Source organism: Echinicola sp. 20G (assembly GCF_015533855.1).
Lineage (GTDB): Bacteria > Bacteroidota > Bacteroidia > Cytophagales > Cyclobacteriaceae > Echinicola.
On sequence record NZ_AP024154.1, the window covers coordinates 596714 to 621323 of the forward strand.

A 24610-nucleotide genomic window follows, 5' to 3' on the forward strand; every position below is an offset into this window, starting at 1 on the left:
TAACTTTGTTACTTTTTAAATTGAAAGTTCATTCTAAGATTTAAACCACCAACAGAAAATTGCTGGTTGGTAAATGTCATGTCGCCTAACGGAAGTTTATAATATGGCTCAATGGATAAGTATGTGCCATTTTTTAAATTGTACTCATACCCAAAAGAAATGTTCAACATCTTTCCAAGGTCTACATTTGACTGACTACTTTCTGGCGAATATTCCTGAGTATATTCTTGAACAGATTCTTGAAACTGTAAATTTCCTGCCATATCAGAAGAAAACATGGACTCAACTTGAAAGGTCTCTTTGCCTGTTTGGTCGAAGTACACCATGCTAGAAAGCCCTGTAATCAGAAATAAGTCTGCCTTATCCTTGTCCATCACTTTATACTTCAGGTTTACCGGAATATCCAAGCCGGCATAACTGAAAGTGTATTCAGACCCCAAATAGTTATTGGTAGCAAAGGAAGAACTCTCTGAAAGACTGTTTGCAGCCCGCAAGGTCATGTCAGCAGGCAGTTTACTATTACTTTCAGGCTCAATGCTTTGGTGAGCATAAGTCACTCCGACATCTATTTTCAATTTGTCATTAATGGAAAACTCCGACATCACCCCTCCTCCAAATTTCATTCCATCCACAGGGTTTGAAGCAGTTTGTGGACCAGCTACTACGCCAAGCCTAAATGGATTTATAGGTTTATCTCTTTTGATGATGGTTGATGATCCAGTAGTAGCATCCTTCTCCAAACCTTCATTCTTCCATTCCTCTACCCAAGCTTGAGCTTCCTCAGGCTTCATAACAGCTAATGCAGAAGCCTGACTTGTATTTTCTTTGGCATTAATCAAGCCTGTCTGCCCTTCTTCTCCCAAAACCACTGTGGGCATTTTCAAGGAAGTTGATTCATCAGCCAATGCAATTCGCTGATCCAATCTGGCCAACTTGCCTGTTTGAATGCTCTCATAGTTTTCTCTCTCAACAGTCTGATCAGGAAAAGCAGCAATGGTCTCTATGCTTTCATCGGACCTTGGAGTTTTGGGATCACTTATCCCCCTTTCCTCTTTTTCATCCAAGCCAAGTGGAGCTGCTGGTTTCAGTATATTATCCAAAGATTCACTTTTACTAGCAATTGTATCCTTAAGCGTACTCACCCCTTGCTCTATCTCCTTTTCATACGGATAGAACAAAAAGACCAATAGCAATGAAGCCGCTATACCGGAAGCCACAAAAGGCCAGAAAACCATCTTGCGACGCTTAACAGGCTTATTGAAATAAGCTTTGCTAAACTTATCCCACTGTACCGAATCAAAAACCTCCTCATGGTCCTGGAAGGAGTCTTTGATCTTCTCCACAAGTCGCTTATCGAATTGCTCCTTCATCCTTTATTTTATTTAACGCTATTATCTTATCTCTCAATTTTTGCTTTGCCCTGGCCAAATATGTTCTACTTGTACTAGGTGGAATATCCAGCTCTTCCCCAATTTCATTATGACTGTACCCTTCTATCTCATACATGTTGAAAATGATCCTCATTATTTCGGGCAACTCCCTCATAACTGTAAGGATTTCATCCTTTGACAGTTCGTCTACTATACTGGGATCATATGTTTCTGCACCTGCCTTCTCTATTTCCATTACGGAATAATGCTTAACATTCTTCCGGTAATAGTCAATGGAAGTATTGATCACGATCCTTCTAAACCAAGCTTTGAAAGAACTGCTATCAGAGTATTGGTGTATCCTGTCAAAAGCTTTCATAAAACTATCATTGACAATTTCACAAGCTTCCTCCCGCGAATTGGAATACCTAAGAGCAATACTCATAGCATAGCCATAGAAGTGCTTATACAGCCTTTCCAGAGCTTTGGGATTACCATCTTTTGCTTCATGAACTAGGTACTGATCCAAACGAATAGGATTTAATATGCTATGCTTACTATTAAGACGACAGCCTTAAAAAAAATGCTACACCAAAAACCAAAAAATTTATTATTTCTTAAAAATTAAAAGTAATGTCCTGCTTTATATCAGAGGCTAAACTCAAGGCCACGGGACAGGTTCTTGCGGCATTTTTCAGTTTTTGCAGCAACTTTTCATCCTCAAAAGGATGATCCCAATTAAACTCAATAATGATTTCTTTAATCTTTCTTGGACTATCCTCCATGACTTTGGTTGTGTTCCACGACAAGCCTTCTAATTGCTTCCCTTCCTTATTGGCCACAATTCCCATTATCGTCACCATACAGCTCCCTAATGCCGCTGCAACCAAATCTGTTGGAGAAAATGCTTCCCCTTTTCCATTATTATCCAAAGGAGCATCTGTTATAATTTCCTCTCCAGATTGTAAATGCTTAGGGTTGGTTCGCAGATTTCCAAGGTAGTCACTTTTAATAGTAGGCATAAACCTTTATTTTTATTTGAAGTTTATTAACTTATATAACAAAATTAGCGTTTAATTCCTTAGGACATATGACAAAAGGAACAAAATATCTTTTCATTTTACTATTATGGGCAATCCCTACATTTTTAATGGCCCAAGGCAGGGAAGCGGGAGATTACGATTACGACAAGGAAGTCCTTTTTGGTATTAATAAGAATACCAATGGAGGATTGATAGGAGGATTGTATCTGAAAATTGGTTCACGGATTACCGAAACCAACTTCCAGTTTTTTTCTTTGGAATTAGCCAATGTAAAAAACCCAAAAGAAAGCCGATATAGCACGGTATTGGGCAATAGTTTCATTTATGGCAAGTCCAATTACCTTTATAGTATCAGGCCTCAATATGGACGTGAATTGATCTTATTCAAAAAAGCACCTCAAAAGGGAGTTCAAATATCCGTACTTTCTGCTATCGGACCTACAATTGGTTTGGTAGCCCCATATTACATAGAATACGCTACTAGTAGATCAGAAAGTACACGTGCACAGTATGACCCAGAAATCCATCAATCACTCGCCTATTTCTTAGGGCCTGGAAGACTTTTTGAAGGCCTCGGGGAATCTGAACTGGCCATTGGAGCCAATGCAAAAGCAGCCTTATCTTTTGAGTTTGGTGTTTTTAAATCTAATGTCACTGGCTTGGAACTAGGATATGAATTGGAGGGTTTTACTAAGGAAATCGAACTTATGCCTACCGCAGAAAACAGACAGGTTTTCCAGTCTGTTTACTTTACTCTATTCTATGGGTTCAGGAAGTAAGTCACAAATTGGTTTTCAAAGCACAAAACCTTAATTTTGCGATAAGTTAAGATATAGAGATGATAGAACTACCCGTAATATCCGAAGAGTCCAAGAAACGAAAAAAGCCTGATTGGTTAAGGGTAAAACTACCTGTTGGGAAAGAATATGCCAAAGTAAGAAAGCTTGTAGACGAACATAAATTACATACCATCTGTGAAAGTGGCAACTGTCCAAACATGGGAGAATGCTGGGGAGCCGGCACAGCCACCTTCATGATCCTTGGTAATGTATGTACGCGTTCCTGCTCTTTCTGTGCTGTAGCCACTGGGAGACCGCCAGAGTATGATACTGATGAGCCAAGACGAGTGGCTGAAGCCATCAAATTGATGGGCGTTAAACATGCCGTACTTACTTCAGTTAACCGTGATGAATTGAAAGACCGTGGAGCTGAAATATGGTATCAAACTGTAGTAGAGACTAAAAAGCTCTCTCCAGAGACTACCATCGAAACTTTGATCCCAGATGTAAAATCAAACTGGAATGCACTATACAGAATGATAGATGGAGGTCAAGAAGTCGTTTCCCACAATATGGAAACGGTAGAAAGCCTTTACAGAAGAGTACGTCCACAAGCCAAATATTGGAGGTCTCTTGAGCAAATCAAACTTACCAAGGAATATGGCAAACGAACCAAAACAGGTATAATGCTTGGATTAGGGGAAACAAAAGAAGAAGTATTCAAAGCAATGGATGATCTAGCAGAACATGGCTGCGACATCTTGACACTAGGCCAATACCTTCAACCAACTAAAATGCACATTGAAGTTGCTGAATTTATCCATCCGGACCTATTTGATCTGTACAGGGAAGAAGGATTAAAAAGAGGACTTAAATATGTCGAATCCGGACCATTGGTTAGATCATCCTACCACGCCGAAAGACACGTTAATGTATAAAAACAAAAAACTCTCCGCTTCCACGGAGAGTTTTTTTATATACTATTTTATTTTTTATTAATTGCCTCCCAATGCCTCAGCACCAGCAACAATTTCTAGAATTTCATTGGTAATAGCTGCTTGACGGCTTCTGTTGTACATCAAACGAAGTTCTTTTAAAAGCTCACCTGCATTATCAGTGGCTTTATCCATCGCTGTCATCCTAGCTCCATGTTCAGATGCATTGCTTTCAAGTACTGCTTTATAAAATTGGATTTTCAATGAGGTAGGCACCAAATCCTGAATGATATATTCTCTGGATGGTTCCAAAATATAATCCACGTTAGTAGAAGTTTGTTTTTCGGAAGCATCTTGCTCCATTGGAAGAAATTGCTCATTTCTAACAATCTGGGTGGCTACATTTTTAAATTCATTGTAAACCAAGACAATTTTATCAAAGGTACCGTTTACAAATCCCTCCATGGCATATTCTGCGGCTGCACTTACATTGTCAAAAGCGACATCCGCAAATATATTGGAATAGTCCGTAACTATATCAAATTCACGTTTCTTAAATGCGTCCAATGCTTTCTTTCCCAAAGGAAGGATGGTAATATGCTTTCCAGCATACTCTGTATTGACGGCAGCAGAAGTAGCCTTGATAATATTGGTATTAAAAGCGCCACATAGCCCCTTATCAGAAGTTACAGGAACGATCAGTACATTATTCACCTCTCGCTTATCTGCATAAACCAAATCGCTGCTACCCTCACTTCCAGAAGAAACATTGTTAAGAATGGCAGTTAATTTCTGAGAATAAGGACGCATCTGGGTTATTTTATCCTGTGCTCTCCTAAGCTTTGCCGCCGCTACCATTTTCATAGCTTTGGTGATTTGCTGAGTAGAAACTACCGAATTGATCCTCTCTTTTACTTCCTTTAAGTTAGCCATATTTACTAATATAGAATAAGGGATCCACCTCCCAATTAAGGGAAGTGGATATATGAATTATTTTGCGTACTTAGGTGTAAGTTCTTTTGCTGCTTTTTCCAACAATTTACCAGCTGTGTCAAGATCCCCTTTCTTAATAGCAGTAATGGCATCTTGATATTGTGTAGTCAATAGGGTATAGAATTCCTTTTCGAATTCTCTTGCTCTTGCTACTGGAACAGCATCCATCAAACCTTTAGTAGAAGCATAGATAATGGCTGCTTGAAGTTCCACCTTCACTGGAGAGTATTGGTTTTGCTTTAATATCTCTTGGTTTCTACGACCTCTTTCGATTGTTCTCTTAGTAGTAGCATCCAAATCAGAACCAAACTTGGAGAAAGCTTCCAATTCACGGAACTGAGCCTGATCCAGTTTAAGTGTCCCAGAAACTTTCTTCATAGATTTGATCTGAGCATTACCACCTACTCTGGATACAGAGATACCTACGTTAATGGCAGGACGAATACCTGAGTTAAACAAGTTGGTTTCCAAGAAGATCTGACCATCAGTAATCGAAATCACGTTAGTCGGAATATAGGCAGAAACGTCACCTGCTTGAGTTTCAATAATAGGAAGTGCGGTCAAAGAACCTCCACCTTTAACTATTGGTTTCAAAGATTCAGGAAGATCATTCATTTCCTTTGCAATGGCATCAGAAGAGTTGATTTTGGCAGCCCTCTCCAATAATCTTGAGTGAAGATAGAAAACATCACCAGGATAAGCTTCACGTCCCGGAGGTCTTCTAAGAAGTAGCGATACCTCACGGTAAGCTACTGCCTGCTTAGAAAGATCATCATAAACAACCAATGCTGGACGACCTGTATCTCTGAAAAATTCTCCAATAGCAGCACCAGTAAATGGCGCAAAGAACTGCATTGGAGCTGGATCTGCGGCAGAAGCAGAGACAACAATAGTATAAGGAAGTGCTCCGCCTTTTTCCAAGGCAGCAACCACACCTGCCACTGTAGAAGCTTTCTGTCCGATAGCTACATAAATACAGAATACAGGCTCTCCCTTATCATAAAATTCTTTTTGGTTAAGAATGGTATCGATAGACACTGCAGTTTTACCAGTCTGACGGTCACCAATAATCAATTCCCTCTGCCCTCTTCCGATTGGAATCATGGCATCGATAGATTTGATACCTGTCTGAAGTGGTTCATTTACAGGCTGACGGTAGATTACACCTGGAGCTTTACGTTCCAAAGGCATATCATAAAGTTCACCCTCTAAAGGACCTTTTCCATCAATTGGTTGGCCGAGGGTGTCTACTACTCTACCCAGCATGCCTTCACCTACTTTAATAGAAGCAATCTGCTTGGTTCTTTTTACAGTATCTCCTTCTTTAACTCCTTGAGAGTCTCCGAAAAGTACCGCACCCACATTGTCTTCTTCTAGGTTAAGTACCATTGCTTTAAGTCCATTATCGAACTCTAACAACTCACCAGATTGGGCTTTTGATAGTCCGTATATACGGGCCACACCGTCACCAACTTGTAGGACAGTTCCTACTTCTTCCAGTTCAGCTTCAGTTTTAGCGCCAGAGAGTTGTTCTCTCAAAATCGCCGAAACTTCATCAGGTCTTACTTCTGCCATTCTTGAATATAGTTATATAGTTTTTTCTGTATATTTAAAATCGTTTCTCGTAATGATTACTCGAAAACTCCAATCTCAATGCCTTCAACTTGCTACTCATTGATTCGTCTAACTGACGATCATTTACTTTAAGCACGAAACCACCGATAATATCCTTGTCAATCTTCTCCACCAATTCTACCTTGGATCTTCCTGAGATTTCTTTCACAGCAGCCTCAAAAGCTTTTCTTAAATCATCATTGATTTCAAAAGTAGTGGTCAACTCCGCTACTTGAATATCTTGATGAATGTTATATTGTCCGTGGAATTCCTTTGCAATATCAGTAAGGATATCTTCTCTGTTCTTTCTTGAAACAATATCAAAGAAAGTCAAAGTTAGCTCCTGAGCGAATTTAGAAAACACCTCTTTTACCACCTTAGCTTTTACATCAGACTTCACTATTGGGCTTTTCAGCAATAAAGCAAAATCCCTATTGGAAGCAACTACAGAAAGTAATTGCTGCATATCTTGGTGTACTTCCTTCAGTATTCCTTTTTCCACTGCCAGCTCCAGCAAGGATTTGGCATACCGAGAAGCGACTCTAGTTACTGACATTCGTTCTGATTAATTTAACTTAAGATCTTTAACAAATTCCTCTACAAGCTCTTGTTGTGCCTTTTCGGCTTCAAGGTTTTTGCGCAACAACTTCTCTGTTACCTCAAGTGCCAAATTAGCTACTTGATTTTTCACTTCTGATAAAGCTGCCTTTTTCTCTGTTTCAATTACCGCTTTAGCATCTTCAATCATTTTTGCTCCTACCTTAGATGCTTCGTTCTTCGCATCTTCAATAAGTTTAACAGAAGTATCATTGGCAGATTTCAAAATCTGATCTCTTTCCAATCTAGCTTCTTGAAGCAATTTCTCATTCTCAGCCTTCAAGTTGGCCATTTCATTTCTTGCATTCTCAGCAGCTTTTAGTGCTCCTTCGATTGCACTTTCACGCTCCTCTAGGGCAGAAAGAATTGGTTTCCAAGCAAATTTACCTAGGATAATCAAAAGAATCCCAAAACCAATAATTTGCCAAATGATTAATCCAGAACCAGGAATTATAAGATCCATCTATATAAAATTTTAAGCTGTTTTGTTCAAATCTTAAAGTAGGGACAGACCTAACGCCCGTCCCCATTCTTTGTACTTCTTAGAAAGTGATGTTCTCGTTAAGAGCAATAAGTAGACAAACTACTACCGCAAATAGGGAAACCACTTCAATAAGGGCAGCAATAATCAACATAGCAGTTTGGATTTTACCAGCTGCTTCAGGTTGTCTTGCAATACCTTCCATAGCCTGACCACCGATTCTACCGATACCTAGACCTGCGCCTATCGCTACAATTCCAGCACCGATACCAGCACCCAAAAGAGCGATGCCAGCAGTCAATAATAATGAAGTTAACATACGTGTTATTATTTATAAATTGAACAAAGAAATTTAATGATGATCATGCTCTGCCACTGCCGCACCTATGTACATCGCAGAGAACAAGGTAAATACATAAGCCTGGATAGTCGCTACCAACAATTCAATCAAGTTGATAAATACTACCATCACCGTACTTGCCACCCCTACTGCGTAGGATTCAAATACGAAGATCAAACCTATGAAACTTAGGATTACAATATGGCCTGCAGTGATCGCAACAAATAGTCGGACCATCAAGGCAAATGGCTTTGTAAACAAGCCGATAATTTCAACAGGAACAATTACGATCAAAAGTGGCAATGGCACTCCAGGAGTAGCCACCACGTGCTTCCAGTAATCTTTATTTCCATTAAGGTTAGTAGCAAAAAAGGTGAATACCGCCAAGGTCATTGTCACAGCAATATTCCCAGTCAAGTTAGCAGCACCCGGAACCAAACCAAGCAAGTTACCTATCCAGATAAAGAAAAATATGGTCAATAAGTACGGTGTAAACTTTTTGTATTTTGGGCCAATATTTGGCTTAGCCACCTCATCTCTGACAAAAAGAACAAGCGGTTCAACAAAAGAGGCAATTCCTTTTGGCGCTCCATTCGGATTGTTTTTGTAATTCTTAACGGCAGAGAAAATCAAAAAGAAGATCACAACAAGAACTATTATTAGCATTGCCACGTTCTTAGTGATTGATAAGTCTATGATAAACCTGCTTTCATCTACAGCATGTAGCTTATCGTGCTCATTAATATAATAACCTTCGTGCTCAACCCCAAATTTGTGGGTTTCATGATCTTGGAAATCAGTGGAAGAATAAAATTCCAAACCACGGTCAGATGAATAGATAATCACTGGTAAAGGCAACGTTACATGGGTATGACCCATTGTAGCAAAATGCCATTCATGCGAATCCTTAATGTGGTGCATGATAAAACCTGTCTTATTTTCTCCGCCTTCCTCAGGTGATGAGGCAAAAGTCGCAGTTGAAAGCGCCAGTAAAAACACTGACATCAAGGTGCTTATGCACAGAATCTTACGAAACATCAACTAATTTATTATAGACCTACTTAGAATGAGGGCGCAAGTTAGTTATTAAGCTGTATATATCAAACAACAAATACAACAAATAGATCACAAAAAAATCAGCAAAAAACAGAATCTTATTATCTATTTTAGTAAATAAGCAAATAGCAATAAAAATCAGACTCGCCAAAAACCTTAGTATTGTTGCTCCCAAAACAATTGCTACAGAATTTTCTTCTGACTGTTTTAGCAAAAATTGAATAAGTTTTCCGCTAAGTAGCATTAAGCCAAAGTAAAAAATGATGATTTGCCAGATGCGTCCATGGATCAAAGTGGGCCAAACAAATTGTACCAATAAGGTAAGTAGTACAATGGCAAGCGTAAGTAAAACAAGGGAAACGGTATGAGACTTCAATAATTTCATTGCTTGAGAAAATATTTTCCGCAAAGTTACATTTTATTTCTTCTCAAGTCCTTAGTCTTTTTTCATTGACTTGAATAAACTATAAAAGGCTACTACAATAGAAACAAAACAAAAAAGAAGAAGCCAAACAGGAAATTTCATTTGGCTTCTATCTTGAACAATCCATCCAAGCCAGGTTCCCAAACCTATAATTGCACACATTTGGAAAGCAAGGCCAATATATTTTACATACTCAGGATAATTATCCTGTGATGACTTCTTTTCCTTTGGTAAGTTCTGTTTTGTCATCCTTAGACTTAGTGTTGTTTTTCACCGGCAACTCTATTTCTTTGCTATCGCTCTCTTCGATCATTTTACAAATCCCGTTGAATACTGCACCGTTTTCAATCACCAATTTTCTTGTAAAAATATCTCCATCGATATCCGCAGTTTTTTTCAGGAACAAAATGTCAGAACACCTGATCTCCCCCTCAACCTTTCCTGCAATTTCAGCCTCCTTGGTATCAATATTACCTACCAAACGGGCGGAATCCCCAATGACAATTTTTGTCTTTGAGCTCAAGGTCCCCTCAACAGTTCCTTCAATACGAATATTTCCAAAAGTGATGATATCACCTTTGATTGTTGTCTCTTTTGCGATTACATTACTGGAGTTTACCATCTCCGCTACTGATTTTTTTTCTTCTCCTTTATTAAACATAACTAATCGAATGTTATAAATTCTTGAGGGTTTTGTGGGTTCCCCTTATACCACAATTCAAAGTGAAGGTGCTGACCAGTAGTCTGTTCTCCGGTATTGCCTACCACAGAAATAACTTCTCCACCACTTACAGGCTCCCCTACTGATTTCAATAATACAGAATTATGCTTATAAATTGAAATCAATTCGTTCGAATGCTGTACCGCTATCACATATCCTGTCTCCAAAGTCCAGCTGGCCAAAATTACCGTCCCATCAGCCACTGACTTGACAGGCTCATTTTCCTCAGCCACCAAATCAACCCCTAAATGATCTTTAGCCAAATCAAAACTACCTGTAACAATTCCCTTTAGCGGAGAGAAGAAATAGGTTTCCGTAAAAGAACTGGTAGATATCCGTTCGAAACTTCTTTCATCTGGCGGAGCAGCCTGAAACTCTTCGATGACACTTTGGGTTGCTTCTCCTTTTTGATATAAATCTTCACTTTTGGGATTTTTAAATGGTTCTTGATTGCCAGTCACACTATCCTCTTCGCTTTGCACCGATTCTTCCTCATATTCCCCATCTATTATCTTTTGTATGTTTTCCACATACCTATCCTTGGCCTGAACTTCTATCATCAAAGAATCTACGGTTTGAGACAAGGCATATATCTTCTTCATGTTTTCCGACTCCTGATAAGATGGATCAAACCAGCTTGCCAAAAAAGTCTTTGACATAATTAAAGCAATCAGGAAAAAACATAATAAAGTGAAAACCAAAATTAGCCCCACCCTAATTTTGTTGATACTTAATGAGGTAATCACAGAAAAATCCTCTTCCCTTCTAATGACAAACAGGTACTTATTTTCTACCCAGCCTTTTATCTTTTGTTGTAGCCCCAATTGATTTAGTTTTTGCAGTTAATTAAGTTACAAAAATATAATATTAAACATAAGCGTTTACATTATTGATTCAAAAGCACTAATTTGGGATTTTGATTAAAACTTTAAATGGTGGACGTGAGAAAGCATTATTATCTTATTATACTTATTTTATTTAGTGTACTGGGCTGCTCTTCACAAAAAGATACGTTTACCAATAGGATGTACCACAATGTAACGGCAAAGTTTAATGCCTATTTTCTTGCCAAAGAAAAAATCGATGAAGTTGAGGATAATTTCAAAAAAGCCTATCAAGAAGATTACACTCAAATACTTCCTGTATTCACCCCAATAGACAGTTCAACAGTTGACAATAATGAAGAAAAACTTGCCGAAGCAAGAGAGCTCGCAGCAAAGGCCATAGACTGGCACAGGATCAGCAACTGGGTAGATGACAGCTATTACTTGATTGGGTTGATCGATTATTATGAAGCCAAAACGGATGATGCCATCAACACATTTAAATACCTTAATGTCAATGGAGAAAACAATGATGTAAGACATCAAGCCCTTATCCAACTCCTTCGAATTTTTATCAACCAGAGAAAATTTGATGACGCTTCCTATGTTATAGATTTTCTCTCTAAAGAAGCTGAAATCAGCAAGGAAAATAAAAAGAACCTTTATAAGACCTTGGCCTACTACTATGAAGTAAGGCAAGAAAAAGACGGTTTGATCGCTGCATTAGAAAAGGCACTGGAACTAAGCAAAGATAATTCAGAAAGTTCGAGACTCTACTTCACCTTGGCCCAGCTTTACCAGAGGGAAGGTTTTGATGCCCAAGCTTACTCCTATTATAGAAGCGCGATGGAAGGCAACCCTCCATATGAACTTGCTTTTTTCTCCCAACTATATGCCCAGAAAGTAGCTGAATTGGAAAAAAGTAAAGATTACAGAAAAGTACGAGAGTATTATGACGAGCTTTATAAAAATCGAAAAAATCAAGATTTAAGGGACGTTGTGCTGTATGAAAAAGCACTTTTTGAACTGAAACAAAACGAAATTGAGGAAGGCATAAGCTTACTCCATAGAGCTGCGCAAGAAACCGCTAAAAATGATATCCAGAAAGGCTATATCTATGAAAAGTTGGCTGAAATATATTTTGACCAAAAAGAGGACTATAGATCTTCCTTCTACTACTTGGACAGCGCACTTCAGTTCTTCAAACCAGAAGACAAACCTTTTAACCCTTTATCAGCCAAAAAAGATGTACTGGAAACATATACGGTTAATTACGAAACAATCACAAAAAATGATAGCCTGATCAGAATCAGTCAACTTAGTCCGGAAGAACAGGAAAAAATTGCGGAGGATTATATTCAAAAAGAGGAGGAAAGGTTACTCGCGGAGGCCAAGAAGAAGACCCCAGAAAAAAACAGCAGTATATTTGACAATTTACTTGCATTTGGAGGAAATAGCACTGGAGCCACCTTCTATTTTGACAATCCAACCGCTATACAACAAGGTGAAATAGAGTTTTTCAGAACTTGGGGAAATAGGCCGCTTGCAGATAATTGGCGCAGAAATGCCAGTGGCTTCCAATCAGCATCCAACTATGCTGACAACACCAACAGTATTAATGATACTTCCACTATAGATGAACCTTCCGAAACCATTAAGAGCTCTCTTCCTGATAAGGCAAGCTTATTAGCCTCGATTCCAAATGATCCAGTCATGATCTCTCAGCTAAATGAAGAGCTGGAGACTTCTTATTTTGAGTTGGGAAAAGTCCTTTTCTTTGAGCTGAATAGACCTGATCTGGCCCGGGATTATTTGGTAAAGATGATTCAGGAATATCCTGACTCTGAAAAAAAACCAGAAGCATATTATACATTATATTTGATTGAAAGAGAAACTAATGGGATGACAGAATACTATGCTAATAAGTTAAATAAAGAGTTCCCTGATTCTCCATTCACCAAATCAGTCAATAATCCTGTAGAAGAGTCTTCCGGGACCATTGCAAACAAAAATGCTGCAGAAAACTATAGTCAAGCATATCTCTTGTTCAAAGAAGGCAGATATGACGAATCCCGTTCATTAATAAGAGCTACTTTGGACAATTATCCTCTAACACCTGTTACGGAGAAGTTGTTGATACTCGACATTATGATCACGGGTAAGACAGGTAGTAAAGAAACATATCAAACCGGGCTGGAGCAATACATTAGTACCACAAAAAATGAAGAGCTCGTAAAAATGGCAAGAAATATGCTATCAGTTTTGACAGGTGAAGTTAACAAAGCTCCTATTGCTAAAATTGATTCTATCGCCTTAAAAGATTCGGTGAAAGTAACTAACAATACAAGGATTGCCCAAGACGACAGCACATCAACAAAACCTGAAAGCATCTATAAGTTTGACGAGAACCAAACACACATATTTATATTAGTTATCGACCCTGACCAAGTGTCAAAAGCAAAAAACCTGACTGCTGAAATGGAAAATTTCCATGATGCGAATTATCCGAATTCTAGATTGAGGACAGGAAGTCTATCCTTTAACAGGGAAAACTCAATCATTTTGGTAAGCCCATTTTCAAATGCGGAAAAAGCTTTGGAATACAGAAAAAGGTTCTTAACAGATTTTAAAGCTGAGGCGCTACCAGAGGAAACAAAAAAGAGTAGTTTTGTAATTTCAATACAAAACTTCCAACAACTGAACAAAAGGAAAGATATCTCCGAATACGAAGCTTTCTTCAAAGCCTCCTATTAATAACAACATGAGTAACAAGAAAAAAACTACAAAAACTGGCTCTTGGGCTGGAAAAATCGTCAAAACACTTTGGATTGTTTTTTTTGCAGGGCTGCTTGGCTTTGCCATTTTCGTCTGGTCGGTAAGTGTAGACTTTCTTGGCCTTTACGGCGATTTACCAGACTTCAAAGCCCTCGAAAACCCCGAAAGTGAACTTGCCTCAGAATTGTATTCTGCGGATGGCGTTTTATTAGGTAAATATTACAGGGAAAATAGATCGCCAGTAAAATATGACGAGCTCTCCAAGAATCTGGTCAACGCACTTATCGCAACTGAAGACATCAGGTTTGAAGATCATTCAGGAATTGACCCAAAAGGCCTTGCAAGGGTGTTTTTCAAGACTATTCTAATGGGGCAAAGCAGCTCCGGAGGAGGTAGTACATTGAGTCAGCAGACTGCTAAAAACCTTTTCAAAACTAGAGGAGAAGACTCTCAAGGTACGCTGAGCAGAATCCCTGGGCTTCGCATGCTCATCATCAAAACTAAAGAATGGATAGTCGCTACACAGCTTGAAAAAGCCTATACTAAGGACGAGATATTGACAATGTACCTGAACACATCAGAGTTTGGGAGCAATGCCTATGGTATAAAAACAGCTTCAAAAACATTTTTCAACAAAGACCCAAAGGATCTTAACGTACAAGAATCAGCTGTTTTAGTAGGGCTTTTTAAAGCGCCGACTTATTACAGCCCAGTATACAATCCCGACAATGCATTAAGGAGAAGAAATACTGTCCTGAATCAGATGAACAAGTATGACTATCTGACGGATGCTGAGTATGATTCGCTTTCCTCCTTACCTATTGAACTGGATTATAATGTAGAAAGTCACAACCGTGGCTTGGCGACTTACTTTAGAGAGATTGTCAAAGCTGACTTGAATAAATGGGCCAAAGAAAACCTGAAGGCTGATGGGAAGCCCTATGATCTTTATGGCGATGGATTACGCATTTACACGACCATAGATAGTCGTCTTCAAAAATATGCTGAAGAGGCTGTAGAGGAACACATGAAAGAGCTTCAAGCTAAATTTGAGGCAGAGCTAAATGGACGGGAGCCTTGGATCGATAGTGAAAACAGAGTAATACCGAACTTCTTGGAGACCATGATCAAAAGGACAGAAGCTTACCGAGTTTTGGTAAATAAATATGGGGCCAACTCTGACTCAGTAAAAATCAAGCTCAATGAAAAGAAAAAAATGAAAGTCTTCTCTTGGGAAAAGGGAGAGATAGACACATTAATGAGTTCAATGGATTCATTGAGGTATTACAAAACCTTCCTGCAAACAGGCTTTGTTTCCATGGATCCGCGCACTGGTCACATCAAAGCTTGGGTTGGTGGCTTGAATCATAAATTCTTCAAGTATGACCATGTCCGAGAAGGAAAACGCCAACCTGGATCTACTTTCAAACCATTTGTATACGCTGCAGCTATTGAAAATGGATATGGTCCTTGCTACACAGTAGTCGATCAGCCTGTTGAAATCAATATCCCAGACCAACCCGCTTGGATTCCGGAAAATGCCGATGGCAAGTTCACTTATGAAAAAATGACCATCAGACAAGCCATGGCCCAATCCATCAACTCCATCACAGCTTATATGATGAAACAAATAAGCCCAGAGGTAGTAGTTGAAACGGCCCATCGGCTTGGAATCACTAGTGATTTGGATCCAGTTCCAGCTTTAGCTTTGGGAACCAGTGATGTCTCCATTCTTGAGTTAGTCGGAGCAACCAGTACCTTTGCCAATAAAGGAGAGCATATCAAACCATTCTATATCGATAGAATTGAAGATAAAAACGGCAATGTATTGCACCAGTTCCCTGCTAGAAAGCAACCTGCCATGAGCGAGGAAGACGCTTACTTAATGCTCCACATGCTTAAAGGGGGCTATGAGGAAAGAGGCGGAACAAGTCAAGGTGTGCCTATGAGTCTGAGGGAAGGCAATGAATTGGGAGGAAAGACAGGAACAACCCAAAATGCTTCTGACGGATGGTATATCGGCTTGAGCAAAGATTTGGTGAGTGGCGTTTGGGTCGGAGGTGATGATCGTGCCATACACTTCAGAAGTTGGATCAGTGGACAAGGCGCAAGAACAGCCAGGCCAATTTGGGTGAAATATATGACCAAAGTCTATAATGACTCTAGCTTAGGAATCACCAAAGGTCCTTTCGAAAAACCAGAAAGACCACTCAGTGTTGAACTGGATTGCGATGAATACGACCTGCAAACGGATGATTTCACGGACTTTGATTATGATCATCAAACCAACGATTTCTAAGATCATTCTCTAGATTAGAATACTTAAACAGCCTGTTGATCGGGCTGTTTTTTTATATTTGTCAATATGTTAAGTCCTTCTTATAGCCCAGATGAATACCATAAGCTTCCCGATGTACCTGGTGTTTACAAGTACTTCAATGGAGAAGATGATTTAATCTATGTCGGAAAAGCCAAAAGTCTCAAAAAAAGAGTCGCAAGTTATTTTATCAAAAGTGCTGGACTGAACTTGAAGACCAAAAGAATGGTAAAAGAGATTCGCAGGATCGAATTTACCATGGTCAATTCCGAGTTTGATGCTTTATTATTAGAAAATAATCTCATCAAAAAATCCCAGCCCAAATACAACATTCTTCTTAAAGATGACAAGACCTATCCATACTTGTTGGTCACTAAAGAGCATTTTCCGCAAATTTACCCAACGCGTAAAGTAATTCCCTCAAGAGGAACTTATTATGGTCCCTTTGCCAGTGTCAAAGCGATGAACAATGTGTTGGAATTGATCAGGAGCCTCTTCACTATCCGAACGTGTAAACTTGATTTAAATCCGTATAAAATTGCTGAGCAAAAATACAAGGTCTGCTTGGAATACCATATTGGCAACTGTCTGGGACCTTGCGAGGGATTTCAAGCTGAAAAAAGTTACCTAAAGGACATTGACCAAGCCAAAAATATCCTAAAAGGAAACTTGGGAATTCCCAAAGCTTACTTTAAAACCATGATGCAGGAAGCAGCAGAAAATCTTGCCTTTGAAACTGCTCAACGGTACAAAGACAAGCTGGAATTATTGGAGAAGTACCAAGCTAAATCTCTGGTTGCCAACCCGCAAATCACCAGTTTGGATGTCTTCTCCATCGTTACTGATGAGAAGTTTGCCTTTGTGAACTATCTCAAAATTAAAAATGGTGCTATCCACATTACCAAAACGGTAGAACTTAAGAAAAAGCTGGATGAAACAGAGCAAGAGCTATTGCTTACTGCCATCTTTAGGCTACGTGATCAATTTCAAAGTGACTCCAAGGAAATCATCAGCAATATTGATTTAGAAGAACCCATTGAAGGCCTACACTTAGTGGTACCAAAAATCGGAGACAAGAGAAAGCTAATCGAATTGTCACTGAAGAATGCCATGTACTACAAGAAGGAAAAAGCTTTGGCCAGTGGAAAGGTTAAGGAAAAGAAAAACAGAATCCTGTTGCAACTCCAAAAAGACCTTTCACTGAAAGAAATTCCTGATCATATAGAGTGCTTTGACAACTCCAATATTCAAGGAGCTTATCCTGTAGCCAGTATGGTTTGTTTCCTTGACGGCAAGCCGGCAAAAAAAGAATACCGCCATTTTCATATTAAGACAGTGGAAGGTCCCAATGACTTCGCCAGCATGACTGAGATCGTAGGAAGGCGCTACAGCCGACTTCTCAAGGAAAACAAAGCATTGCCTAAGTTGATTGTCATTGATGGTGGAAAAGGACAGCTTTCCGCAGCTGTGGAAGCCATGAAATCCTTAGGAATTTATGGAATGGTTCCAGTGATTGGCATTGCTAAAAAACTAGAGGAGATTTATTTTCCAGAAGACTCCTACCCGCTTCATATTGATAAAAAATCAGAATCATTAAGACTTATCCAACGTGTAAGGGACGAAGCCCACAGATTTGCCATCACCTTTCACAGAGATGTAAGAAGTAAAAATTCCTTTAAAACTGCCTTGGACCAAATTGAAGGAATAGGCCCACAAACAACCAACAAGTTATTGCAGCATTATAAGTCTGTCAAAAAAATCAAAGAAGCTTCTGAAGAGGAAATCGCGGAGATCATTGGCAATGACAAAGCAAAAAAAATCATTAATTTTATCAAACAATAAAGCCGAGAGCAAGCTCTCGGCTTTATTTATCATTTTTTCTTTATCCGAATGACTACCATTCCCAAAGACTATTCTCAAATTCCAGAAGGTCGTATTCAAACTTTAAGCCATCTAAGAAGGCCTGCAATTCTGGAGTGGCATTGTTGGGATCAACCATGTCCGCAATCAATGCATCATCCGCATTTGAATATTTTCTGACCACTGACCTGAACAATCTCAAATCAAATGCTTGGCTATAAGACAAGTCTTTAGAAGTATTATTAAAGTTGATCCACTTCGCTTCTGGATGGTTTTTAAAATACTCATAGAAGTCTTTGTACCTGATATAGGCAATTGTCTTTTGACCAGCATTGGAGTTGGTCTGGGAAGGCATCACCAAATGAAGGTACTTGATGTCAAATTTCACTTGGGAATGATGCTTGTCAAACAAGAAATCTTCTTTAAAATCCAAGTAATGGAGATTTTTTACAAAGATACTGTCACCATTGGCTGCTATCCAGAAATTGGTCTGAAAATCAGCAATGGAAAGAGGCTCTTTAAATTCCTCATCTGCAAATACTTCCAATGCATTTTCTTCCACAACTGCTTTGTAAATACTGTTGACAATACCATTTTGCTTGGTATCACCTGTACCATAAAGCGGATGGTTGAATTTTTCCCTTAAGTCAATTCTTCTCCAAACTCCTATTTGATACATTTTATCGTCTTCCCGAATGGGATGGGCCGAGAACACAGTATCCACTTCAAACTGTCTGTCGCCGCCACTGGTTGGATCGACACTGGTCGCACCAACCTGAGCATTAACCGTTCCACCTAAAGCGGAAATGATCAACACCAATAGTGCTCCAAGGAATTTTACATGTAGTATTTTCATAACAATATCTTTTTCTCCTCAAATGAAGGCCTCTAAAACAAAACGCTAAGAATTTTACTTAATTGCTATTCTCATAATCTTGTTTTGGGCACTCTTAATCTTGGTACCTCTAAAATTGGTCCTAGTTACTTCCGTAACTTGAATCAACAGAGCATCACCGCTTCGTGCTGCCGCCAGCAGATTTCTAATGGAAACATTTTCACCAGTTATATTCACTTGATCTCTCGGAACCTCATTTCTTAGCAATTTCACAACACCACCTGTCACCTCAAAACGGGCGTCTTTAGGCATTGTTCTGCCAAAAGTAGGCTCTGGAACAGCCTTGATCATAAGTTGAGATGGGCCTGGCGCAGGATAAGCAGTTAATAAATCAATCTCTCCTCTACTATCGAATGGTAGAATGTTTGGGTCTGGCACTGGCCTGATATCATAAGTCTTAGTACCGATTTTGGCTCCTCCACTGCTGACACCAATGTTCACCTTTCCAGAGTTACCCGGAATAATGGTCACATCACCTGGCTTACTACCTTTGATAGCCTGACCATTGCTCACCGCAAACTCAGGCGCATAACTGTTACCTAAAGCAGGCACTTTGATACTCAATTCATTGGCACATTCTGCATAGAGCTGCTGAATGGCTTCTGCCGTTACTTCAATAGTAGGATTGGCCACAAAGTAGTCGTAATCTACTGACAACACTTTATCTTCACCTCCTACATTTACCATGATCTCTCCTTTCAAGGTTCTCTTCGCAAGGCCTCTGTCATCATAACTATCAGCAGGACCTACTGGAAAACTGATTTTTCCAAAGCCATTCTCTACTGGAATCTCTCTTCCATCTGCCGTCATTTTTGGCTGCACTGAAGAGGATGCAGAAGCGATGAACAAACTACCTTCAAATTTGGTCCCTGCCGCTACAATATTGGAGTTAGCCGAAACGGTTGCTTCGAAGATATCCGACTTCATATAGAATGACCCCAAAGAACTGGAAAGTTCATTTAATGCTTCACTCTCAATATTCAACACTTCATTTTCATATTGACTGATAATTGCCAATACAGCCCCCAAAGGGGATTTAACGAAGTTTAAATTCACGAAGTCCTTGTATCTAACGTCCGGATCATTCTTGAAAAGGTCAATTTCTTCTGCATCTTTAGCGATTTTCTCGAACTCGAGTGGAACACCTATTCCTTTTAAGATGGCAGATACCTCTTGAGGATAAGCATTTAGCTTCTCCTGCATTTCATACCCTTTCTTATTATTGTTAAAAATATTACCAGCAATATCCGTGTTTTTCAAGGCACTATTTTTAAACTGCCCTTCATCATTGATCGCATTGGATGTGGTGATAAGCTCCTGTTTCAGTCCTTCCAAATAGGTGAAGATTTCTGCAGTCTTCTCCCTGATTTGCTCAGCAGCTTCTACTTTGGGCACATCTTTGGCATTATTGCCTTGCTCATCAACAATTGACCGTATATTGTCTACCGTCTTGACATTTTTTAATCTATAATTCTTGGAAGTTCTTTCCAAGCCATCATTCAGAAGGATAAACTTCTGAAGGATTTGATTACTTACTTGTAGCGCCAGCAGAGCGGTCAGAACGAGATACATCATCCCGATCATCTTCTGCCGTGGCGTCTCTTTACCACCGGCCATATATCCAGTTAAATTTTAGTTCTACAATAAATTTAAATCAACCTTTCATGGCGGTCAACATGCCACCATAAATGTTGTTCAACGAGCTAACGTTTTTGTTTAATTTTGCCAATTCAGCCTTGAATGTTTCAGTTTCTTTACCGGCTTCATTCAAGCCTTCCATAGCTGCTGTCACGTTAGAGTAGAACTTATTAAGAACTTTCACATGACTGTTAGCGTCTTGTAATTCCATTTCATACACTGCGTTCAATGCAGAAAGGTTTTGGGTTACAGAAACTACCTGATCACGGTATTCCTTTGCTTCTTGGGATGCAGAAGACATTTCTGTCAATGCCGCAGCAGTTTTACTGTAAGATTGGTTAATATCAACTAAAGTTCGGGATGCTGTTTTTACATTTTCTGCGTATTCGGATGTCGCTACAGCTGCATCTGCCACAGTGCCCATTTTTTCGGTAGACTTGGCCAAATTCTGAAGGCCTTTACCTAAGTTTTCAATAAGATCAGAACCTATGTTTCCATCTTCTAGCATTTTATCCAACTTCTGAGAAACATTATCACTGGCAACAGCAGCAACCGCTGCTTTACGAGGTTTCGCTGGCGCAGCCTCATCAGCAAGTTCAGGGTAAACTTTGCTCCAATCCACTTCTTTAGCTTTGGGTTCAAAAGCAGATAAGAAGAAAATCAAGGCTTCGGTGGAAAGCCCTACTCCAATCATTAGGGAAGCAAATGGCCAATCTAGGATTTTGAACATGGCTCCTAGAATAACTACTGCGGCACCAATCCCATAAATCTTTGGCATAATCGTGCCATAAAACTTATGAGCAAATGAATTTTCGTTGTTTTTCGACATAGGTAGTAAAAGTATAGTTAATTAATGTGTGTGTGATTTAGTGTAGTGATTAACGTCTTCTTCGTCTTGATGCTCTTACATCCATAGAACCGGATCTACCGATAAAGGTCATCACCGTTCTAAAGCCGATGTGGGCAGTCTTGACATCTTGGTATTCATAAGTTCGTGTGCTGGTTTCAAGATAATGGGCAATATCTTTCCAAGAACCTCCACGAACCACTTTTCTAGATTCATTTTCATCTTCATACTTCGGATCCAGATCCCAAGTCAAAGCACTTCCAGCTGGATTATAGGCATCTTCTACCCATTCAGCAACATTACCTGACATGTTATAAATACCGAAGCCATTTGGAGCATAAGTATCAACAGGGGCAGTATAGGCAAAGCCATCATCGATGTAATTACCTCTGCCAGGTTTAAAGTTGGCCATCAAACAGCCTCTTCTATTTTTCAAATATGGACCTCCCCAAGGGTACTTTGCAATTTCTTTACCTCCTTTGGCAGCATATTCCCACTCAGCCTCTGAAGGAAGTCTGAATCTTGGCATATCGTATTCTGACTTATCATTGGCATTCATGTGATAAGTCTTCCACTCACAGAATTTTTTGGCTTGCTCCCAAGAAATACCAACTACTGGGTAGTCATCAAATGCAGGATGCTCAAAGTAATACTCCATCAATGGATCTCCATAGTGGTGGGTGAAACTTTGGGACCATACAGTAGTATCCGGAAGCAATTCATCGATATTGAATTGAGGAGGATCTTTTAAGGTAGTAGGTGTGGACAGGGCAAGCTCCCCCATTCTTACAGCTTCCAAAAATTGACGATACTTATTATTGGACACTTCATACTTGTCCATATAAAATTCAGATATCGTTACCTGCTTGTTCAAAGAGGACTTACTTACGGCGATATCTTCATCAGCCTGTCCCATCCAAAAAGTCCCCGCTTTCACCGGAACCATTTCGTGTGGTAGAGTTTGTTGCCAGCCCGATCGGTTTGGCACACCTGTCACCTCACCTGAGGCGTTGGCCTTTTCACTGGCAGATCCCTTACTACCAAAAAGACCACAGCCTTGTAGAAGCACCGATGCTGCCAGCACCATTACTCCCGTCAAATACCGTGAGTTCATTTTCTTGTACATATATGACACTTTAGTTGACAATTCCTGAATTACTTGATTAACGTCGATTTACCAAGATCGAAATTTAACAGAAAATACTAAAACAAAGCAAAAATTAGGAAAAATTTAATCCTTCCTTAATACCTAAATCGCGGTGTTCTTTGTATGATCTTTTGTACTTTTCTCGTTACTGATGGTAAATTATACGATAACATAAATTCGTGCGAACTAGGAGCTTTTGCCTCATTCCCACCAACTACCAAATCAAACGCGTACCCCAACCTTAGGGACCTATCTCTTAACAATTGATATCCAAACAGTACTGACAAGGACTCTTCCCCTCTATATGCCAATCCACCACTAATCCTGTCATTATGTGTGGCTATAACGCTGACATCATATGAAAAATTATTGAAACCTACACTTTTCACCAATAAACTTGGGTCAAATGTCACTTGTGCAAACGTACTTATTTTATATCCAACCTGCAAATAACTATGATTGTTTAATTGATTATCAAAGGCTCCATTTCCGAAATCAAAGGTAGGCTCATTAATATGACGGGAACTAAGCCCTACATAATACTTTGTTGTTTCATACAATAATCCAGCTCCAAAATTAGCGCTCATTTGACTCTCATCCCCGCCCATTGGAATACTTGGGTCGGGATTGACTACATCTATCTCATCATATTTTATGGTGCTTGAAAATACACCTCCAAAAACACCTAAACTAAGTGTCCCTCTCCTTAACTTACGATGATAAGCCAAAGATAGATTGATATCCTGATTAGTAGTTGGGCCTATATCATCATTTGTAAATGACAAACCCCAACCAAAATTCATTGATGGAATTCTACCACTGGCGGTAAGTAATTGAGTGGTGGGGGCTCCTCCTTGCCCGGTAGAGGTGCTGTAGCCTAGCCATTGACTCCTGTGTAATGCTGAAAATCTATATCCACTTTTTTGACCTGCATAAGCAGGATTATAAAAAAGCCCATTATACATGTATTGTGTAAACTGGGCATCTTGCTGCGCCATCACTGACGAACTGGTAATTATTCCAAGGGATATGCTTGAAAAAAGTATAAAACAAAGGTAAATTCTCTTTTTCATGTGTATTAAAAGTATATTATCCTCAATATATCTAGTCTACACAATTATAATCGAATTTACCTTATAAATGTTGAGTTTTTTTAGACGTTATTTACTTTTTTGATATATAACTCCAACGCCCCTGTCATACTTGGTGCATTAGGCATTGGTGCTTCTATATCCAAAGTAAGTTCTTGATCCCTTACACTTTTTGAAGTCGTTGGTCCAAAAGCGGCTATTCGGGTAAAACCCTGCTCAAAATCCGGGAAATTATGGATCAAAGATTTGATTCCAGATGGGCTATAGAACGCCAAAATATCATATTTGATGTCCTTCAAATCTGACAAATCCGCAGCTACTGTATGGTAAATTATCGCCTCTGTGAATTCTATGTTATTTTTCGCCAGATACTCTGGGATATCATCTTTTCTGATATCGGAACATGGGAACAAGTATTTTTCTCCCTTATGCTTTTTGAAATAATCAAATAGGTCGGCAGCAGTTCTCACCCCAACAAAAAGCTTTCTTTTCCTGATCACAATGTACTTTTGCAAATAATGAGCTGTTTGCTCTGAAATGCAGAAATACTTCATGTCAGCTGGCATCTCTATTTTAAGCTCCTGGCAGATACTAAAAAAATGATCAATGGCATTTCTACTCGTAAAGATGACTGCGGTATGCTTTAAAATATCGATTTTCTGCTTTCTAAAATCCCTGATAGAAACCGGTTCTACCTGAATGAAAGGTCTAAAATCGATTTTGAGATTGTACTTTTCGGCCAACTGAAAGTACGGAGACTTTGCGTCTGAAGGTCGAGGTTGAGAAACCAAAATACTCTTCACCGGCCGAAATCTGTCTTTGGTAGATTTTGTCATATTGTCTTTTTTCTACTTTTGTTTTCT

The 24610-nt window shown here is 39.3% G+C and carries 23 protein-coding genes; 5 read left to right on the top strand and 18 right to left on the bottom strand.

From position 1 onward, the window contains the following. Positions 1–8 precede the first annotated feature (8 nt). The 3 genes from JL001_RS02730 to JL001_RS02740 form a co-directional block, all read right to left on the bottom strand. Complete coding sequence (locus JL001_RS02730; RefSeq protein ID WP_200974583.1) at positions 9–1370, bottom strand: hypothetical protein; 1362 nt, start codon at positions 1368–1370, stop codon at positions 9–11. Beyond that, positions 1351–1899 carry an RNA polymerase sigma factor gene (locus tag JL001_RS02735; RefSeq protein WP_200974584.1) on the bottom strand — a complete coding sequence of 183 codons (549 nt, stop codon included), beginning with the start codon at positions 1897–1899 and terminating at the stop codon, positions 1351–1353. The genes JL001_RS02730 and JL001_RS02735 overlap by 20 nt, the downstream gene beginning before the upstream one ends. An 88-nt stretch (positions 1900–1987) precedes the next feature. Beyond that, positions 1988–2392 (bottom strand): OsmC family protein, encoded by a 405-nt coding sequence (locus JL001_RS02740; protein WP_200974585.1) that lies wholly within the window; start codon positions 2390–2392, stop codon positions 1988–1990. A gap of 68 nt (positions 2393–2460) precedes the next feature. Here JL001_RS02740 and JL001_RS02745 point away from each other — a divergent pair, with 68 nt between their 5' ends. Together JL001_RS02745 and lipA are read left to right on the top strand one after the other, a co-directional pair. After that, the gene (locus JL001_RS02745) at positions 2461–3192 is read left to right on the top strand and encodes a hypothetical protein (protein ID WP_200974586.1); all 732 of its coding nucleotides are present in this window, start codon (positions 2461–2463) and stop codon (positions 3190–3192) included. Positions 3193–3251: 59 nt separating this feature from the next. Further along, complete coding sequence (gene lipA / locus JL001_RS02750) at positions 3252–4130, top strand: lipoyl synthase (RefSeq protein ID WP_200974587.1); 879 nt, start codon at positions 3252–3254, stop codon at positions 4128–4130. 57 nt (positions 4131–4187) lie between these two features. Here the strand turns inward: lipA and atpG are convergent, their stop codons facing one another. The 9 genes from atpG to JL001_RS02795 form a co-directional block, all read right to left on the bottom strand. Beyond that, complete coding sequence (atpG, locus tag JL001_RS02755; RefSeq protein WP_200974588.1) at positions 4188–5060, bottom strand: ATP synthase F1 subunit gamma; 873 nt, start codon at positions 5058–5060, stop codon at positions 4188–4190. A gap of 57 nt (positions 5061–5117) precedes the next feature. Continuing rightward, a complete protein-coding gene (gene atpA, locus JL001_RS02760; protein WP_200974589.1) occupies positions 5118–6695 on the bottom strand; it encodes a F0F1 ATP synthase subunit alpha in 1578 nt (525 codons plus the stop codon). Positions 6696–6729: 34 nt separating this feature from the next. Next, positions 6730–7290 carry an ATP synthase F1 subunit delta gene (gene atpH, locus JL001_RS02765; protein ID WP_200974590.1) on the bottom strand — a complete coding sequence of 187 codons (561 nt, stop codon included), beginning with the start codon at positions 7288–7290 and terminating at the stop codon, positions 6730–6732. Positions 7291–7299: 9 nt separating this feature from the next. Continuing rightward, positions 7300–7794, bottom strand: a complete 495-nt coding sequence (locus JL001_RS02770) for a F0F1 ATP synthase subunit B (RefSeq protein WP_200974591.1) — start codon at positions 7792–7794, stop codon at positions 7300–7302. Between the two features lie 79 nt (positions 7795–7873). Next, positions 7874–8131 carry an ATP synthase F0 subunit C gene (gene atpE, locus JL001_RS02775; protein ID WP_186753890.1) on the bottom strand — a complete coding sequence of 86 codons (258 nt, stop codon included), beginning with the start codon at positions 8129–8131 and terminating at the stop codon, positions 7874–7876. A gap of 33 nt (positions 8132–8164) precedes the next feature. Continuing rightward, positions 8165–9190: a F0F1 ATP synthase subunit A gene (gene atpB / locus JL001_RS02780; RefSeq protein ID WP_200974592.1), complete on the bottom strand. Its 1026-nt coding sequence runs from the start codon at positions 9188–9190 to the stop codon at positions 8165–8167. 454 nt (positions 9191–9644) lie between these two features. After that, positions 9645–9881: an AtpZ/AtpI family protein gene (locus JL001_RS23210; RefSeq protein ID WP_192009200.1), complete on the bottom strand. Its 237-nt coding sequence runs from the start codon at positions 9879–9881 to the stop codon at positions 9645–9647. After that, positions 9835–10293, bottom strand: a complete 459-nt coding sequence (locus JL001_RS02790; protein ID WP_192009201.1) for a polymer-forming cytoskeletal protein — start codon at positions 10291–10293, stop codon at positions 9835–9837. The genes JL001_RS23210 and JL001_RS02790 overlap by 47 nt, the downstream gene beginning before the upstream one ends. A 2-nt stretch (positions 10294–10295) precedes the next feature. Then, a complete protein-coding gene (locus tag JL001_RS02795) occupies positions 10296–11177 on the bottom strand; it encodes a M23 family metallopeptidase (protein ID WP_200974593.1) in 882 nt (293 codons plus the stop codon). 108 nt (positions 11178–11285) lie between these two features. Between JL001_RS02795 and JL001_RS02800 the strand changes: the two genes are divergently transcribed. The 3 genes from JL001_RS02800 (at position 11286) to uvrC (ending at position 18111) form a co-directional block, all read left to right on the top strand. Next, a complete protein-coding gene (locus JL001_RS02800; protein ID WP_200974594.1) occupies positions 11286–13931 on the top strand; it encodes a gliding motility protein in 2646 nt (881 codons plus the stop codon). Positions 13932–13938: 7 nt separating this feature from the next. Next, the gene (locus JL001_RS02805; RefSeq protein WP_200974595.1) at positions 13939–16251 is read left to right on the top strand and encodes a penicillin-binding protein 1A; all 2313 of its coding nucleotides are present in this window, start codon (positions 13939–13941) and stop codon (positions 16249–16251) included. A 66-nt stretch (positions 16252–16317) separates the two neighbouring features. Continuing rightward, the gene (uvrC, locus tag JL001_RS02810; RefSeq protein ID WP_200974596.1) at positions 16318–18111 is read left to right on the top strand and encodes an excinuclease ABC subunit UvrC; all 1794 of its coding nucleotides are present in this window, start codon (positions 16318–16320) and stop codon (positions 18109–18111) included. A 52-nt stretch (positions 18112–18163) separates the two neighbouring features. Here uvrC and gldN read toward each other — a convergent pair whose 3' ends face one another. From gldN to JL001_RS02840, 6 genes are all read right to left on the bottom strand, one after another. After that, a complete protein-coding gene (gldN, locus tag JL001_RS02815; protein WP_200974597.1) occupies positions 18164–18985 on the bottom strand; it encodes a gliding motility protein GldN in 822 nt (273 codons plus the stop codon). A gap of 54 nt (positions 18986–19039) precedes the next feature. Beyond that, the gene (gldM, locus tag JL001_RS02820) at positions 19040–20641 is read right to left on the bottom strand and encodes a gliding motility protein GldM (protein WP_200974598.1); all 1602 of its coding nucleotides are present in this window, start codon (positions 20639–20641) and stop codon (positions 19040–19042) included. A 37-nt stretch (positions 20642–20678) separates the two neighbouring features. Continuing rightward, the gene (gene gldL, locus JL001_RS02825) at positions 20679–21491 is read right to left on the bottom strand and encodes a gliding motility protein GldL (protein ID WP_200974599.1); all 813 of its coding nucleotides are present in this window, start codon (positions 21489–21491) and stop codon (positions 20679–20681) included. 49 nt (positions 21492–21540) lie between these two features. Next, entirely contained in the window at positions 21541–22635 is a 1095-nt protein-coding gene (gldK, locus tag JL001_RS02830) for a gliding motility lipoprotein GldK (RefSeq protein ID WP_192009209.1), read from the bottom strand. Between the two features lie 116 nt (positions 22636–22751). Beyond that, positions 22752–23729 carry a type IX secretion system membrane protein PorP/SprF gene (locus tag JL001_RS02835; RefSeq protein ID WP_200974600.1) on the bottom strand — a complete coding sequence of 326 codons (978 nt, stop codon included), beginning with the start codon at positions 23727–23729 and terminating at the stop codon, positions 22752–22754. Between the two features lie 80 nt (positions 23730–23809). Next, positions 23810–24583: a uroporphyrinogen-III synthase gene (locus JL001_RS02840; protein WP_200974601.1), complete on the bottom strand. Its 774-nt coding sequence runs from the start codon at positions 24581–24583 to the stop codon at positions 23810–23812. Positions 24584–24610: the final 27 nt, after the last annotated feature.

Excerpts from the sequence above, each read along its gene's own strand:
- gldN (WP_200974597.1), bottom strand. The coding sequence starts at position 18,985 with ATGAAAATACTACATGTAAAATTCCTTGGAGCACTATTGGTGTTGATC.
- JL001_RS02805 (WP_200974595.1), top strand. The coding sequence starts at position 13,939 with ATGAGTAACAAGAAAAAAACTACAAAAACTGGCTCTTGGGCTGGAAAA.
- JL001_RS02835 (WP_200974600.1), bottom strand. The coding sequence starts at position 23,729 with ATGAAAAAGAGAATTTACCTTTGTTTTATACTTTTTTCAAGCATATCC.
- JL001_RS02745 (WP_200974586.1), top strand. The coding sequence starts at position 2,461 with ATGACAAAAGGAACAAAATATCTTTTCATTTTACTATTATGGGCAATC.
- JL001_RS02800 (WP_200974594.1), top strand. The coding sequence starts at position 11,286 with ATGGTGGACGTGAGAAAGCATTATTATCTTATTATACTTATTTTATTT.
- atpA (WP_200974589.1), bottom strand. The coding sequence starts at position 6,695 with ATGGCAGAAGTAAGACCTGATGAAGTTTCGGCGATTTTGAGAGAACAA.
- atpH (WP_200974590.1), bottom strand. The coding sequence starts at position 7,290 with ATGTCAGTAACTAGAGTCGCTTCTCGGTATGCCAAATCCTTGCTGGAG.
- gldK (WP_192009209.1), bottom strand. The coding sequence starts at position 22,635 with ATGTACAAGAAAATGAACTCACGGTATTTGACGGGAGTAATGGTGCTG.
- atpE (WP_186753890.1), bottom strand. The coding sequence starts at position 8,131 with ATGTTAACTTCATTATTATTGACTGCTGGCATCGCTCTTTTGGGTGCT.
- JL001_RS02730 (WP_200974583.1), bottom strand. The coding sequence starts at position 1,370 with ATGAAGGAGCAATTCGATAAGCGACTTGTGGAGAAGATCAAAGACTCC.
- JL001_RS02770 (WP_200974591.1), bottom strand. The coding sequence starts at position 7,794 with ATGGATCTTATAATTCCTGGTTCTGGATTAATCATTTGGCAAATTATT.
- uvrC (WP_200974596.1), top strand. The coding sequence starts at position 16,318 with ATGTTAAGTCCTTCTTATAGCCCAGATGAATACCATAAGCTTCCCGAT.
- JL001_RS02790 (WP_192009201.1), bottom strand. The coding sequence starts at position 10,293 with ATGTTTAATAAAGGAGAAGAAAAAAAATCAGTAGCGGAGATGGTAAAC.
- JL001_RS23210 (WP_192009200.1), bottom strand. The coding sequence starts at position 9,881 with ATGACAAAACAGAACTTACCAAAGGAAAAGAAGTCATCACAGGATAAT.
- gldM (WP_200974598.1), bottom strand. The coding sequence starts at position 20,641 with ATGGCCGGTGGTAAAGAGACGCCACGGCAGAAGATGATCGGGATGATG.
- atpG (WP_200974588.1), bottom strand. The coding sequence starts at position 5,060 with ATGGCTAACTTAAAGGAAGTAAAAGAGAGGATCAATTCGGTAGTTTCT.
- JL001_RS02840 (WP_200974601.1), bottom strand. The coding sequence starts at position 24,583 with ATGACAAAATCTACCAAAGACAGATTTCGGCCGGTGAAGAGTATTTTG.
- gldL (WP_200974599.1), bottom strand. The coding sequence starts at position 21,491 with ATGTCGAAAAACAACGAAAATTCATTTGCTCATAAGTTTTATGGCACG.
- lipA (WP_200974587.1), top strand. The coding sequence starts at position 3,252 with ATGATAGAACTACCCGTAATATCCGAAGAGTCCAAGAAACGAAAAAAG.
- JL001_RS02740 (WP_200974585.1), bottom strand. The coding sequence starts at position 2,392 with ATGCCTACTATTAAAAGTGACTACCTTGGAAATCTGCGAACCAACCCT.
- atpB (WP_200974592.1), bottom strand. The coding sequence starts at position 9,190 with ATGTTTCGTAAGATTCTGTGCATAAGCACCTTGATGTCAGTGTTTTTA.